The sequence below is a fragment of the Levilactobacillus acidifarinae DSM 19394 = JCM 15949 genome, assembly GCF_001434835.1.
Classification (GTDB): Bacteria; Bacillota; Bacilli; order Lactobacillales; family Lactobacillaceae; genus Levilactobacillus; species Levilactobacillus acidifarinae.
The window spans coordinates 72148-87734 of the sequence record NZ_AZDV01000026.1 but is presented as its reverse complement, the minus strand read 5'-3'; the positions used below and the strand labels follow the sequence as shown (position 1 = coordinate 87734).

11 protein-coding genes are annotated in these 15587 nt (G+C 54.3%); all 11 read right to left on the bottom strand.

Annotated features, from left to right (window positions below; translation table 11 throughout):
- Positions 1–24 precede the first annotated feature (24 nt).
- The 11 genes from infC to FD25_RS08050 all read right to left on the bottom strand — a co-directional run bounded on the left by infC (position 25) and on the right by FD25_RS08050 (position 15426).
- Positions 25–528 (bottom strand): translation initiation factor IF-3, encoded by a 504-nt coding sequence (gene infC / locus FD25_RS08100; protein WP_057803128.1) that lies wholly within the window; start codon positions 526–528, stop codon positions 25–27.
- Between the two features lie 360 nt (positions 529–888).
- Positions 889–2877, bottom strand: coding sequence for a threonine--tRNA ligase (thrS, locus tag FD25_RS08095; protein WP_057803127.1), 1989 nt, complete (start codon positions 2875–2877; stop codon positions 889–891).
- Positions 2878–3220: 343 nt separating this feature from the next.
- Positions 3221–4147, bottom strand: coding sequence for a primosomal protein DnaI (gene dnaI, locus FD25_RS08090; RefSeq protein ID WP_057803126.1), 927 nt, complete (start codon positions 4145–4147; stop codon positions 3221–3223).
- Positions 4147–5532: a replication initiation and membrane attachment family protein gene (locus FD25_RS08085; RefSeq protein WP_057803125.1), complete on the bottom strand. Its 1386-nt coding sequence runs from the start codon at positions 5530–5532 to the stop codon at positions 4147–4149. The genes dnaI and FD25_RS08085 overlap by 1 nt, the downstream gene beginning before the upstream one ends.
- A 3-nt stretch (positions 5533–5535) precedes the next feature.
- Positions 5536–6036, bottom strand: a complete 501-nt coding sequence (gene nrdR, locus FD25_RS08080) for a transcriptional regulator NrdR (RefSeq protein ID WP_057803124.1) — start codon at positions 6034–6036, stop codon at positions 5536–5538.
- 35 nt (positions 6037–6071) lie between these two features.
- Positions 6072–6671 (bottom strand): dephospho-CoA kinase, encoded by a 600-nt coding sequence (coaE, locus tag FD25_RS08075; RefSeq protein WP_057803123.1) that lies wholly within the window; start codon positions 6669–6671, stop codon positions 6072–6074.
- Positions 6664–7524: a bifunctional DNA-formamidopyrimidine glycosylase/DNA-(apurinic or apyrimidinic site) lyase gene (gene mutM, locus FD25_RS08070; RefSeq protein WP_057803122.1), complete on the bottom strand. Its 861-nt coding sequence runs from the start codon at positions 7522–7524 to the stop codon at positions 6664–6666. The genes coaE and mutM overlap by 8 nt, the downstream gene beginning before the upstream one ends.
- Before the next feature lie 19 nt (positions 7525–7543).
- Positions 7544–10201: a DNA polymerase I gene (gene polA / locus FD25_RS08065; RefSeq protein ID WP_057803121.1), complete on the bottom strand. Its 2658-nt coding sequence runs from the start codon at positions 10199–10201 to the stop codon at positions 7544–7546.
- A gap of 168 nt (positions 10202–10369) precedes the next feature.
- Positions 10370–11065, bottom strand: coding sequence for a Bax inhibitor-1/YccA family protein (locus FD25_RS08060; RefSeq protein WP_057803120.1), 696 nt, complete (start codon positions 11063–11065; stop codon positions 10370–10372).
- Between the two features lie 215 nt (positions 11066–11280).
- A complete protein-coding gene (murC, locus tag FD25_RS08055; RefSeq protein ID WP_057803119.1) occupies positions 11281–12612 on the bottom strand; it encodes a UDP-N-acetylmuramate--L-alanine ligase in 1332 nt (443 codons plus the stop codon).
- A 138-nt stretch (positions 12613–12750) separates the two neighbouring features.
- Positions 12751–15426, bottom strand: a complete 2676-nt coding sequence (locus FD25_RS08050; RefSeq protein ID WP_057803118.1) for a DNA translocase FtsK — start codon at positions 15424–15426, stop codon at positions 12751–12753.
- Positions 15427–15587 lie beyond the last annotated feature (161 nt).

The window sequence follows — 15587 nt, the reverse complement described above, 5'->3', positions numbered from 1 at the left end:
CGCAAGTGATTACCGCATCAATCCTTACTTTTTCTCAGCGATGGGCGAAAGCATCAGGAACATGCTCCGGCCGTCCATCTTTGGCCGTTGTTCAACCGTTGCGACGTCAGCAGTTTCCTGCGCCATCCGGTTCAACACTTCGCGACCAATGTCTTTATGGGTAATTGCCCGACCCTTAAACCGAATCGATACCCGCACCTTTTCACCCTTAGTCAAGAACTTCTTAGCGTTCTTCAACTTAAAGTTAAAGTCGTTGGTATCAATGGTAGGACTCAAGCGAACTTCCTTAACACTGACCACTTTTTGTTTCTTACGCGCTTCGCGTTGCTTTTTCTGCAACTCGAACCGGTATTTCCCGTAGTCCATGACTTTGGCTACTGGTGGCTTGGCTTTCGGTGCAACCAAAACTAAATCGAGGTTGGCGTCTTCGGCGATCTGCAATGCATCTCGCTTGGACTTGATTCCTAATTGGTCACCGTTGTCGGCAATCAACCGGACTTCGCGTGCGCGAATCCCCTCGTTGACAATCGTGTCGTTTGCTATGGTAATCCACCTCCAAAATAATCTTGAGAATCACATGAGACAAAAAATGCGGGAACCTTTGATGAAAATCAAACGGCTCCCGCAAGAAATTCCAATCTAAAAGATGGAATTAACGTGCATATCCAGCCCAGCAACATGGGGTCACTAGGCGAGAAGCGGTAGCCTCTGCTTAATTTCTCAACTCAACCATCATATCAGGATCGATTGAGCTTGTCAACCACCTTTTAGGGGTTTACAGCGACTAAGGCTTTAATTGTTCCGGCGGCCCACCGTTTAGCCTGGCAGAGAAACGGTTGACGCCCTAACAATCAAACTCACACTTTTTTGACTGACTCTAGACTTTTTTTAGTCTTGGTCTAACTTCTTTTCAACTTTACGTTCTTCACCCTTAGCATCGCCTTCACGACTGTAAGAAGCGATGTCGGCCAAGATTTCCTTCATGAAGGCGTCACTGCTCATAGAAACGGCGTCGTCTTCCCCGTACTTCCGCACGGACACACTGTCGTTGGCCATTTCTTGTTCCCCAACAACCAGGGTGTACGGAATCTTGTGCGTCTGAGCGTCTCGGATGAGGTAACCCATCTTTTCGCCCCGCTTGTCGACGTTGACCCGAATATCAGCAGCCTTCATTTCGGCAGCCAACTTATCGGCGTAAGCCCCGTGCTTTTCTTCGGAAACCGGGATGATCGTGACTTGCTTAGGTGCCAACCAGGTTGGGAAGGCCCCCTTGTAGATTTCGGTCAGGTAAGCGGTGAATCGTTCCATCGTGGAAACCAAGCCACGGTGAATCATGACTGGACGGTGTTCTTCACCATCGGCACCGATGTAGTGTAAGTCAAAGCGTTCTGGCAACATGAAGTCCAATTGGATAGTGGATAACGTTTCTTCGTTCCCCATGGCCGTCTTGGTTTGCACGTCCAACTTAGGACCGTAGAAGGCGGCTTCCCCTTCGGCTTCGACGTAATCCAAGCCCAGGTCGTCCATGGCACCCTTCAACATGTGTTGGGCCTTGTTCCACATCTCGTCATCATCAAAGTACTTTTCGGTGTTCTTCGGATCACGGTAACTCAACCGGAAAGTGTAATCGTTGATGTCAAAGTCCGCGTAGACTTGGACCATCAAGTTCAAGATTCGCTTAAATTCGTCTTGGATTTGGTCTGGCGCCACGAAGGTGTGCCCATCGTTTAACGTCATTTCCCGAACCCGTTGTAACCCACTCAGGGCACCGGACTTTTCGTAACGGTGCATCATCCCAAGTTCAGCGATCCGTAATGGTAATTCCCGGTAAGACCGGATGTGGTGGTTGTAAATCTGAATGTGACTTGGGCAGTTCATCGGCCGCAATTCCAACATTTCGCCATCACCCATGTCCATTGGTGGGAACATGTCTTCGCGGTAGTGAGCCCAGTGACCGGATTGCTTGTACAGATCCAAGTTAGCTAGCACTGGCGTGTAAACGTGTTGGTACCCGTTAGCGACTTCCTTGTCGATGATGTACCGTTCGATGGTCCGCCGAATCGTAGCCCCGTTTGGCATCCAGTAAGGTAAGCCGGCGCCGACCTTCGGATCAACGAAGAACAGATCCAATTGGTTCCCGATCACCCGGTGATCCCGTTCGCGGGCTTCTTGGCGCTTAGCCAAGTCGTCCTTTAATTCGCCATCCTTGAAGAAGACGGTCCCGTAAATCCGTTGGAGCATGGGGTTCGAGGACTTGCCTTGCCAGTAAGCACCAGCAACGGACAAGAGCTTGAAGTGCTTCACATCACCGGTGTTGGCGAGTTGGGCACCGTCACTTAAGACTTGGTAGTCCCCAATTTGTAGGAATGGGACTTGGTCGCCGGCCACGGCCTTGATCAAGTCGGTCGTGAAAGGATCGTCCTTGGCTTGGGCTAAGGCGTCATCCTTGCTTAAGGCAATCCGCTTGATGGCTAACTTATCCTTGGCTAACTTTTCAATGACCACGGCCAAAGCGTCTAATTCGTCGGCGCTGACTTGTTGGTCGTCCTTGTCGGTATCCACGTAGAACCCGTCGTCTTCAGCACTGGCGGCCCCTAAACGAATGCCGGGAAAGTCTTTCTTTAACGCAATCCGGAGCAAAGCGGCAGCGGTGTTCCGTAAAACAACTAGCCCATCCGCGTCACTCTTCGTTACGATTTCGATTTCGCCGTCGCCCTTGAGTGGGGTCAGGTAGTCGACCAAGTCACCGTTATACTTAGCGGCAACGGCCTTTTTTGCTAAACTGATTGAAATGGACTTGGCAACGTCTTCCGGCGTCGTTCCTTCGGCAAAGGATTGAACCTTGCCATCAGGGAATTTAATTGAAATATCTGCCATAATATCTGATCTCCCTTTTCTATATTTGAGTGTCGACGCAAAAAGTCCCCAGCATCCAATTAAGGACACTGGGGACGTCAATAACGTGGTTCCACCCGATCTTCTTCACGGAGACTACGCCCCCGTGAACTCTAGTCGTCGATAACGGAACGAACCGGCCGGAAATTTCCTTCCGACTGCTACCAGAGCGGTAATTCTAACGGGCGTTTAAGGGAACTTCCAATCAAGGCTCCCTCTTCCTGGAAACGGCACCGCTAAAATCGTGTCTCTTGTCTAAGCATTTGTTGCTTCAACGTCTATTAAACACTCGTGGCTAGTCCTTGTCAAGGATAAGTCGTCATTTTTATTGTGGTCGGCGATTAGCCCCCACCATAACGATTTCTCGCGCCAAGAACCGAATTCGTTGCATGAGCCGTTGGGCCTTTAGGGGCTCGTCATCCCCGCGCGTAGAGATCCGCAGGTGTTCGTTTTCCAGTTGGGCCATGGAGAAGTTCGAACTGAAAAACGTCGGCAGTTCCTCTTGCATCCGGTACTCCAGGATCACACCCAATACGTCGTCTCGAACCCACGCGGACATAGCGTCGGCGCCAATATCGTCGATCATCAGGATGGGGGCTTTTTTGATGGCATCCAGTTTATCACCAACCCCGTTTTTGGCGATGGCGTTTTTCATTTCGACCGCAAAGCTCGGAAAGTGAACGAGCGTACTGGAAAACCCGTCGGCGGCCAATTGATTGGCGACCGCCGCTAAAAGGTAGGTCTTCCCCACACCAAAACTTCCCGAGAGATATAACGCCTGGTGCCGGTGATGGGGGCTGTTTTCGTAGTTATCAATGAACTCCGTGGCGGCCATCAACGCTTCCATACGATCGTTATCGTTATCAAAATTATCCAGTTCGGCATTGCGAATGTCCTTGGGCATCGCAATGGCGCGGACCCGGCGTTGCAATTGCTGCTGAGCCTGTTTTTCCATGGTGGCCGCGGTCGGCACGTAGGCGACATCGAGCAGGTGGTTGGCGACGATTAGCCGGGGTTCGTACCCCGCCGCAAACGTCTGGCCGCCCTGTCTGACCTTATCACGCTCCGTGACGAACTCGTAGATCTTAGAGGCCGAACGGGCCAAGACGTCCTCCGCGAGGTCGGCTTGGTTGGTCTGAATAAAGGCCGTGACCTCCGGATCCGCAAACGCTTGGTCCATCAACTGACGGTAGTTATGATTCAGGTGACGCTTACTCATCATTTCCTGCATGGTCTTACTGATATCTTCCATTAGGACTCCTCCTTTCCTTCACGGCGCTGTTTGAACCGGGCAATGCGTTCCGCCAGTTCTTGTTTCTGTTGCGCCGTATACTGAGCCGGCTTCCCCGTCGGTGTCGGGTTAGCCGTCGTTGGTTTCTTCGCCCAATCCGGTAGCGTTTCTCTGACGGTCGGGGTCCCCCCGTTGCGCCGATTTCCCGTCCGGCGGGATTTCGGCTGCTGGGCGGCCTTTTGCCGGTCCCGAATTTTCGCGATGGCTTGCGCCGGCGTTTGAATGCCCGCCTTGCTCCAATCGTTGGCAATCGTGTCGAGTAGGTTTTTATTCAACGTGGGCCGATCCTCATCGACCAGCACGTGGTAGATCATCAAATTCAAGACGCTGGTGGGAAACAGCTGCCGCCCGACCAAATCCCGGACGATGCGTTGTTCCCCGTCCGTGATGAAGCCCCCCGTTTGTTTCTTGATGGCCTGCAAAAAGTTGACCGGTGGGGTCGCCGTGGCGACCTGGATCAACGCCCGCTCTGCCTGACTGGTCTTGGCCGTGGGCGTTGTTGCGGCCGGTGTCGCGGCGGTCGTAGCACTTTGGCCGCGGTGTTGTTGGCCGAACTGCTGGGCAATCAACCGTTTAAACTGCTCCGCGTTGAACTGATTGGTCGCCAAATTAGTGGCCTCCCCGATAAATCGTGCCATGGTGGGTTCATCGATGCCGTAGGTCACGTGTTCCGTCAAGAAGAGTTGACGGTGCACCTGTAACGCCGTTGCGTCGACGTAGGAATGTTCCAGGATTTGTCCCAGCAATTGCCAGTCAAAATCCGTCGGGGCCGCGCCCAGTTTAGGGGTTGTCGGGGTCGCCGGTAAATGTTGACGACTAGCCGTTATTGCTTTCGGCAACTGTTTGAGTTCCCCACCGACCACCTGGAACACGTCCAGAAAGGTCTTGGTAATGTCTTGGCCGTCGGTAGGGGCGACCGCCGGCGTATTTTGGGTGACTAGTTCCTGATAAAAGTCCTCCCCCACGGCGTCTAAGAGTTGCACGCTCAACAGATCGTCGTTAAAGAAGGCCGCCGGCAACAACGGCGCGTGCAACGTATAGGTAAACGTGGTCAGGTCACTGGCCTGCGTCACCGTGGTCGTTAGCAGCCCCGTGGCTTCTAACCGGACCCGCGCGTCGTAAAAGTGGGCCAGATCGACGCCCAGCGTGGCCAAAAGCACCGCATGGCGGTGTAAGTGGTCGCGTTGCGGTAACCAAAAGAGACCGCTAAACGCTCCAGCGGCCAGCGGTCCAATCACGGGTTGGTACAACTGGCTTAACGTCTGCCAGCTTTGTTCCGTGAGGCGATCGGCTAAGCGGACCTCAAAGCCCGTTTTGGGACTTAATTGGTGCCAAGAATCCTCCATTGCCTACTTCGCCTCGCTTTGCCCCTTTTTGTGGTGATTTTCTTTGAGTTTATCCTTATCCAAAATATCCTTCAATTCGTTGAAGAACACCCCGGTATCCTTAAATTGCCGGTAAACACTAGCAAACCGGATATAGGCGATTTCATCCACGTCGACCAGTCGGTTCATGACGTATTCGCCAATCACCTGACTGGAGATTTCATTGACCCCTAAGGCCCGAATCTTATTTTCCACCTCGTCAACGATCGAGGTCATGGCATCCATCCCCACCGGTCGTTTCTCGGCGGAGCGGATAATCCCCCGTAAAATCTTTTCGCGGTTAAATTCTTCGCGCGTCCCGTTTTTCTTGATCACCAGTAACGGGGTCACTTCCACGCGCTCGAACGTCGTGAACCGAAAGCCGCAGCTCTCGCACTCCCGACGGCGACGAATCACCCGGCCGTCGTCGGTGGGACGACTATCGACGACCCGGGAGCCATTGTGATGACAGTGCGGACACTGCATAATTGGTCACCTCATTTGATGTTAAAGTCTATTTTTTAAAATTTGTTCGCGTCAAGCCATTTTACCACTTGTTGATGCGTTTGGGTAATGTCACCGCGATTGTCGATCACCGTATCCGCGGCCGCCACCTTGCGATCAATCGGCCATTGCCGGTCGATTCGGGCCTGAGCCTCGGCGGCGGACAACCCATTTCTGGCCATCAACCGCTGCTTTTGTTGCGCGGGCGTGGTGGCCACGACCATGATCTGGTCGACCCAATCTTGTAGGTACCCCACCTCAAACAGCGTCGGGGCATCCACCACGACTAAGGGGGCCTCTCGGTGGCGATACGCGGCAAGTTGCCGGCGAATTTCGGCTTGAATCAGCGGCGTGGTAATCGCCGTTAAACGGGCTAGCTGGGCTGGATCGTTAAAGACCAATTGGCCCAAACGTCGCCGGTCCAACGTACCGTTAGCTTGGAGGTAGTCGTCTCCAAAGGCCGCCGCAATTTTTTCGAGCCCCAACGTCCCGGGCGCTTCCACGTCACGGGTAATCAAGTCCGCATCGATGATCGGAATACCGGCTTGTCGTAACCAAGCACTCACGGTCGATTTCCCGGTGGCAATTCCTCCGGTCAAACCCCAGACTCTAGTCATCATCGAACATCCCCTCAGCCGATGGCGGTAATGGTTGACAGTGCGGGCAATAGTGCGTGCCCCGCTGGGCGACCTTGATCTTCACGATCTCGGTGCCACAACGCTCACAGGGTTCGCCCTCGCGACCATACACGTGCAGGTCATTTTGAAATTGCCCGGCTTCCCCGAAAGCCGTGGAAAAGGAGTGCACGGTGGTGCCGTGCCCGGCAATGGCCTTCTTGATTTCGGCAATGATGGCCTGCCGCAACGTTTCCAATTGGTCGTCGGTGACCGTATCCACTGGCGTTAACGGGTTGATCTTGGCTAACCACAAGACTTCATCGGCGTAAATGTTGCCCAACCCCGCGATCCGGGATTGATCCAACAAAAACGGCTTAATGATCTTATGGGATTTACCGAAGATTTTTTGCATGTAGGTTAGCGTTAAGGTGTCGGCCGTGGGTTCCGGGCCCATCTTAGCCAACGATGGCAGGGCTTCGGCCTCCGTACCGGTCTTTAACAGGCGCATCCGCCCAAATTTCCGGGTATCCGTGTACCGTAATTCCCGTTCATCGGTCAGGTGAAAGATCACGTGGGTGTGCTTGGTCACGGGACTGCCTTCCGGTTGGACGTCGTACTTGCCTTCCATCCGCAGATGCGACACCATCGTCAGGTTTCCACTAAACCGAAACAGCAGGTACTTGCCCCGCCGATCGATTTTTTCAATTTTGCGGCCAATCAGTTCGGCCGTAAAGACTTCCGGTTCCGGCGTGACCATCTTGGGATAAAAAACCTCCACGTGGTCGATGGTGGCCCCCGCGACTAACTGGGTCAGTCCCCGTCGAACCGTTTCCACTTCTGGTAATTCTGGCATACTGTTTCCTTCTTTCCGCCTACTTCACGTCGTACCAGGTCGGCCCGTAATGGCTGTCGACCTTTAACGGAATCTCCAGTGGCACGGCCGAATCCATGATCTTCGGGACCAGTTTTTCTAACGTCGCCATTTCTTCAGCGGGCGCCTCGAAGATCAGTTCATCGTGGACCTGTAACAGCATGGTGGCCTGCAAGTCCTTAATGGCGTCTTCCATCCGGATCATCGCAATCTTGATGATGTCCGCCGCACTCCCCTGGATCGGCGTGTTCATGGCCGTCCGTTCGGCAAAGGACCGTTGGTTAAAGTTACGGGAATTGATGTCCGGTAAGTACCGCCGGCGGTGCGCGATGGTCTCGACGTAGCCCTGTTCGTGGGCCAGTTGAACCATCCGTTCCGTGTAGGCCTTAACGCCCGGATATTCCTCGAAGTAGGTGTCAATAAATTGTTTTGCTTGTTTGCGGGGAATGCCAATGTTTTGGGACAACCCAAAATCACTGATGCCGTAGACGATCCCAAAGTTGACCGCCTTAGCTTGCCGCCGAATGTTCGGCGTGACCTCTTCATCGGGTCCCAGCTTAAAGATCCGCCGGGCGGTGGCGGCGTGAATGTCTTGGCCTTCCCTGAAGGCTTCCTGCATGTTGGCGTCGTGACTCATGTGGGCCAACACCCGCAGTTCAATCTGCGAGTAGTCGGACGAGAAAATCTGCCAGCCCGGGTGCCGCGGAATAAAGGCCTTACGAATCGCCTTGCCTTCCTCGCTACGAACCGGAATGTTTTGTAAGTTCGGGTCCACGGACGACAGCCGCCCGGTCTGGGTCAGCGTCTGCAGGTAACGGGTGTGGACCTTGTGGTCGTCGGGGTGGATCACCTTTAACAGCCCTTCCACGTAGGTCGACTGGATCTTGGCAATCTTGCGGTACTTCAAGATATTCTCGGCGATTGGCGCATCAGCCGCCAGTTTCTCCAAGACGCCCACGGCCGTGGAGTACCCGGTCTTGGTCTTCTTGATGACCGGCAATCCCATCTTTTCAAACAGGATGTGGCCCAGTTGCTTGGGTGAGCCGATATTGAATTCTTCACCGGCCTCGTTATAAATCGTTTGTTCGATTTCGGCCAACTGCTCGCTAAACTTGCTGCCCATGGCTTCGAGCTCCCCGGCATCCACCGTGATCCCGGCAATTTCCATCCGGGCCAACACGAAGGCCATCGGCAGTTCGATCTCCCGGTACAGTTTAACCTGGTCGTTAGTCTCCAGATCCTTGAAAAGTTGCGCCTTGAGGTGTTCGATGGCGCGGGCCTTGCGCGCGAGATGACTGAAGAAGACGGGATCGTCGTCCGGAATCGCGCGTTTAGCGCCCCGGCCGTAGACGTCTTCGTCGGTCTCCACCTGATCGTAACCGTGTTCGGCGGCCACGCGGCCCAGGTCGTTACTGTTATCGTAGGTGTTCAACAGATACGAGGCCAATAGTAGGTCCCCGTCGACCCCGGTTAAGGTGATGTTCAGCCGGTTTAAGCCCACGTAGGTCCGCTTGGCGTCAAAGACCTGCTTAGGCCGTTGTGCGTCTTCCAGATACCCTTTCAGTGGTTCCTGTTGTAACAACCGCACGTCGCGACTGACCCACCAGTGATCCTGAGCACCAATCACGAACCCGGCAAACTCGGCCAGGTGGTAATTGTCCCCGTCCATTTCCAGGTAGAAGGCACACTCCCCGTCCAACTGAACGCTATTGAGGTTGTCCGCTGTTAACTCGGTGTAGGCGATGTCCGCCAAGCCGGGTAAGGCACTGGGCGTTTCGCCGTCCACGGACAGACCCTGAAGGAACTTCCGGAAGTCCATTTGTTGATAAAAAGCCACCAACGCGTCCATGTCGGGGCCGTTGTAGACCAAATCGTCTAGCGTCAGGTCCACCGGTGCGTCGCGGTTGATCGTCGCTAATTTTTTCGACAAAACGGCGTTAGCGTGATCTTCAACCAAGTGTTCCTTAAGCTTCTTGGCGGTGATTTCGTCGATGTGGTCGTAAACCCCTTCGACGCTGCCGTACTTGTCGATCAGGTCGACAGCCCGTTTCGGCCCCACGCCGGTCACACCGGGATAGTTGTCGGACGTGTCGCCCCTAAGCCCCTTGATATCAATGATCTGTTCGGGCGTGACGCCCAGCTTTTCCTTGACGTAGGCCGGGGTGTAGCGTTCGATCTCGCTAACGCCCTTTTTCGAAATCGCCACCGTGGTGCGCTCGTCGGCCAGTTGGGTCAGGTCCCGGTCCCCGGTCACAATCGTGGTCGTGAAACCGGCTTTCTCGGCACGCTTGGCCGTGGTTCCAATGATGTCGTCGGCTTCGTAGTCGGGCAACTCGTAGGTCTTAATGCCCCGGGCCGTTAAGAGGTCCCTTAGGTAGGGAAATTGTTCGGAGAGTTCCGGGGCCGTCTTGGCCCGGCCGCCCTTGTAATTATCGTACATTTTAGTCCGAAACGTCACCTTGCCGGCATCAAAGGCTACCAGCACGTGAGTTGGATTAACGTTATCTAACATGGTTTCTAGCATCGTATTGAAGCCGTAAATGGCATTGGTGTGTAATCCCTCACCGTTGGTAAACCGGCTCAGGGAATTATACAAGGCAAAAAATGCCTTAAAGGCCACACTGTTCCCGTCGATCAATAATAATCGTTTCTCCGCCATAATGGGCTCCTTTCACGCAACTTAACCGCCGTCGCGTTCGCATATTCTGGCTCTATTTTACCAAAAAAACGGGCAAACCCGAAACAAAACCTAGGTGCTGCCCCACAAAAAAAGTCCCGGCACGCGGCCAGGACTCCTAACACTTCGTTTCAACGGGCTTAGTGAACCTTAGTCGCGGCTGCCACCAAAGATCCCGAAGATTTGTAACAGTTGTAAGAACAGGTTGACGAAGTCCAAGTACAATTGTAAGGCCCCGTTAATGGCGAGCCCCGTCATGGACACCTGATCACCGTATTGTAAGTACATCTTTTGCATTTTCTGCGTATCCCACGCGGTCAAGGCCGCAAAGATAATCACGGCGATAAACGAGAAGATCAACGCAATCATGCTACTCCGCAAGAACATGTTGATGATCATGGCGACGATCAACCCGATCAACGCGGCCGTGGCTTGCGTCCCGATCCGGGATAAGTCACGCTTGGTCGTTAACCCGATGGTCGCCATGGTTAAGAACACGGCGGCACTGGAAACGAACGCTCCGGCCATCGCGGCACCGGTGTACACGTAGGCGTACATCGACACGACCGCTCCGGTCAAGACCGCGTAGACCATCAACCCCACGATGGCGGTGGTTGGCCGCTTCATGGACTGACCCGAGATCACAAACGGTAAGATAAACCAAGCAATCAAGGCAACTAACATGCCCCCACTACCTAACCGCACATTGCTAGCCACCATCAGGTAGGCCGTCAAGGCGGATACTAAGACTGAAGCCCCCATCCAACCGAACATCCGGGTCAAAAAGGCGTTCAGGCCGACTTGGGTATTAATCGTTTCACGGGGCTGTTGTTGAAAATTGTTCATAAAAGCGCTCCTTCTTTCAAATCAATTCCCGACTTAGCTACTGGGTAAACCAGTAACCACTCTTTAAATTTACTAAGATATATTCTACCAAATCTATTCACAAAGGGCCAATAATCTATCTGAAAGTCATCGTTATTGGTCAAAATTAGTTAAACTGGGCGCCGGACACGCCACTAAAAAAGGGACGGCCGTAGCCATCCCTTCGTCAGTTAACTTTAGTTGTTTTTCAGTGATAAATGACTCAGTAATTCTTCGTAAGACCGTTCGTACTTCTGCACGTCACCGGCACCCATGAAGACCACCACGGCATCGTGATAATCCAGTAACGGCGACATGTTGTCGACCGTCAGGATCTCGCCACCCTTAGTGATCTTGGCGGCAAGGTCCTTACTGGACACGGCCCCGTGACTTTCCCGCGCGGAACTGAAGATGTTGGTCAGGTAAACCTTATCCGCTAAGTTCAGGCTCTTGGCAAAGTCGTCCATCAAGGCAATCGTCCGGCTAAACGTATGTGGCTGGAAGACGGCAATAATTTCCTTGTCCGGATACTTTTGCCGGGCAGCGTCCAACGTGGCCTTAATTTCGGATGGATGGTGCGCGTAGTCGTCGATGATGGTCATGTCGGCCATCTTCCGTTCGGTGAACCGACGCTTAACGCCCTTGAAATCGGCTAATTCGTGTTTGATTTCGTCCATGTTGACCTTTTCAAAGTAGGCCACGGCGATGACGGCCAAACTGTTCAGTACGTTGTGTTCGCCGTACAAGTGAATTTCAAAGTTGCCTAAGAGTTCACCGTCATGGTAAACGTCAAAGTTCGAACCCGTGGTCGAGCGCTTGATGTTCTTGGCTTGGAAGTCGTCGCGATCCTTGGTCCCGTAGTAGTACACCGGTACGTCGGTCTTGAGCTTCCGCAATTCGGGATCGTCGCCCCAGGCAAAGATGCCCTTCTTGACCTGATTAGACCAGGTTTCAAAGGCGCTGTAGACGTCGTCGATTCCCTTGTAATAGTCGGGGTGATCGAAGTCGATGTTGGTCATGATGGCGTAGTCTGGCTTGGTGGCCAGGAAGTGCCGCCGGTATTCGTCGGCTTCGTAGACGAAGAACCGCGCGTTCGGCGTGCCCTTCCCGGTTCCATCACCAATCAGGTAAGACGTCGGTGCCACGCCACTTAAGACGTGGGATAACAGACCCGTGGTACTGGTCTTCCCGTGAGCCCCGGCCACCCCGATACTGGTGTAGCCTTCGATCAGGTGACCTAAGAATTCGTGGTAACGGTAGACGGGCAGGCCCATTTCGCGAGCCTTCTTGATTTCGGGATGGTCATCCGTAAAGGAGTTCCCCGCGATCACCGTCAAGCCCTCGTGGATGTTGGCTTCGTCGAAAGGCATAACCTTGATCTTCGCCTGTTCCAACCCGCGTTGGGTAAACGTATACTGCGTGATATCTGACCCCTGAACCTTAAAACCCTTATCATGTAAAATCAGGGCGAGGGCACTCATCCCTGATCCTTTAATTCCGACAAAATGGTACACCGTTGCGTTATCCATTAAATGATCCTCTTTTCTACTCAACTCGGTTCAACTCCAATACCTAAAGTTCCTGACGAGTCGCTCTTCATTTATTTTAGCATATCCCCCACCCCCATAAAAGAACTCGTCCCTTAAAGGAGGTGAGGACTATTCATTTTAAGATGAAAAAGGTGCACCCTGGTCATGGGGTTCGGGCAGATCTTTGCCCAAATCGTCCGGCGTCAGGTAAACTTCACGGGGTTTTGACCCATGTTGGGGTGAGACGTAATGCCGTTGTTCTAGGTCGTCGATGAGGTTAGCGGCCCGATTATACCCGATGGAAAAGACCCGTTGAAGCTTGGAAGTCGAGACGGTTTTTTCCTGGGAAATATACTGCAAAACTTCCGGTAAGAGCTCGTCTTGGTTCTCTTCGTTGGTTTCTTTTTGTAACAAACCTTTTGGCTCGAACGCGTATTGGGGCTTTCCCTGGGTCCGGACGAAGTCGGTGACGCGATCCACCTCGGCCTCGACGTAGGCGCCTTGCAACCGCATCGGCTGGCTGGCCCCGTTACCCAGGTAGAGCATATCGCCGCGGCCCAGTAGGCTTTCGGCCCCGGTGGTGTCCAGAATCGTCCGCGAATCGATCTGACTGGAGACCATGAACGCGATTCGCGTGGGAATGTTGTTCTTGATGGTCCCGGTCACGATGTCGACACTCGGCCGTTGCGTGGCCACTAGCAAATGAATGCCGGCGGCGCGGGCCTTCTGGGTGATCCGCACGATGTAGTCTTGAACCTCGCTGGCCGCCATCATCATCAAATCGGCCAATTCGTCGATAATGATCACGATGTACGGCATCTTTAAACCGGGTTCGTCGTTGGCGTCCGCCCGATCATTAAACTGCTCGATATTGCGGACACCCGCAGCGGCGAGTTTTTCGTAACGTTGATCCATTTCGGTGACGACCCACTTGAGGGCGGCCGCCGCGGCCTTGGGATCGGAAATCACCGGTGCCAACAGATGGGGTAACCCGTCGTACGGCGCCATTTCCACGGCCTTCGGGTCGATCAACAACAACTTGACCTGTTGCGGATTGGCCTTGTAGAGGATCGACAACAGTAACGAATTAATGAAGACACTCTTCCCGGAACCGGTAGCCCCGGCAATCAAGCCGTGCGGCATCTTCCGCAGGTCGGTGACCTGTGGTTTGCCGAAGAGGTCGACCCCGAGGGCCACGGTCAGGGGGGAATCGCTCTGTTTAAAGGCCGTCGAATTCAGGATCTCGGACAGCATGACCGGTCGCGACTTCAGGTTCGGAATTTCGATACCGACCGTGGTCTTGCCCGGAATTGGGGCTTCGATCCGGATATCCTTCGCTGCTAAGGCCAGTTTCAGGTCATCGTTTAAGTTGGTGATCTTATTGACCTTGACCCCTAGCGCGAGGCTGATTTGAAATTGGGTGACCGTGGGCCCCACGGTCCAGTCGGTGACGTGCGCATCCACGTGAAAGGCCTGCAGGGTTGCGTCGAGGACCTCCCCTTGATGTTCGATCCATTCGTCTAAAGCCGCCTCGTCCGGAATCACCGGCTTCGGTAACAGGCTCAGATCCGGGAAGTGATAGCCCCGGGTCGGGGCCGCCTCGGTCGGCGTCACTGGTGCGGTCGTTGGCGCGTCGGCAAAGAGGGCCAGGTCCCGCTGGTCGTTCCCCTCTTCTTGCATGATATCCCCCAACGCCATGCCTAACCCACGTCGGGGCTTAGCCTTCGGTGTCGGCGCGGCTGATGTTTGACTGGGCGTCGCTGACGCGGACGCCGAAACTTGCGTCGCGGTCGCACTGGTTGGGGCGCCGGCTGACGTGGTGTTGACGGGTTCGGTCGCCTGACTGGTGCTCAGCGACTGACTGGATCCCGTTGCCGGGGCACTCGCCGTAGATTCTTCAGTGCGGTCCAGCAACCGTTGAACGTCCCGGTCGCTGGTGCTGGTCTTACTTTCTGATTCCGAAACATCCGCTACTGCCGTCGTCTTGACCGCCTTAGGGGCCGCAACGGGCGTTCCCACCGGCAGATAGTCGACGGGCCGCCGAGTGGGCGTCGTAACGTCCGACACACTACTCGTCGCGGCACTCACCGGATCGGTCGTCGACGCCACTTCTAAGCGTGTGGCCGACGCACTCGGATAAATAATCTCGGTGGGGATCGGTTCCACGAATTGGGCGGCCGTCACCGTACTGGTTGTCACGGTGGTGGCGCTCAGCGAAGCGGACACTGGCGGTTGCGTCGAGATGCTCATCTTCGCCGATTGATTAGTCACCGACTGCTCGCTTGCCTGTGCGGAACGTGCGGGCTCAGCGATCGCCTGGCTAGTCGGCGTCGCCAATTGCGTGGTCGCACTAGCCGTTAAGCTCGTCGTGCTCCCAGACGTCGCTGCAGACGAGACGCTCGGTGTAAAGACCACCGTGGGCGTTTCACTTGCCGGTGCGGTCTCCCCCGGTTGGCCAAAGGTGAAAAACGACGCCAACGGCTTATGTAACCGGTCGATCAACCGTTGGTAACGCTGCCGTTGCGGGGTGGTCTGCTGGGACGACCAATGCAGCTGACGGGGAATTTCGGTGACCTGAAACGGGCGATAACTCCCACTAGCCGGCTGACTTGGTTGTGATTTGGTCGTGGTGGTTGGTTGTAAGTTTTTAACCGCAGCGTGCGCCGCTTCCGCTTCTCGCTGCGTTCGGGCATTACGTTCCTGTCGGTGCTTGACCTGTGAGGCTGCCCGTTGGGTTAAGGGTTCTTCGTGTTGTACAGGGGTTGGTTTTACCGGAAATTTACGGTAAAACGCCGGCCCATCATAGTGTTCCATGTGGCATCCTCCTTGACGCCAGGTGCGCGTCAGTTTTATCTTTTCAGAGGAGCGGGCGTCGCAAAGACGCATTCCCCGATTCCATTGGCAACTCGCTATCGTTGCTAATCTTCCCTATTGTACACAAAAAAACGGGTTGGCGACAAGGCCTGACCCGCTTT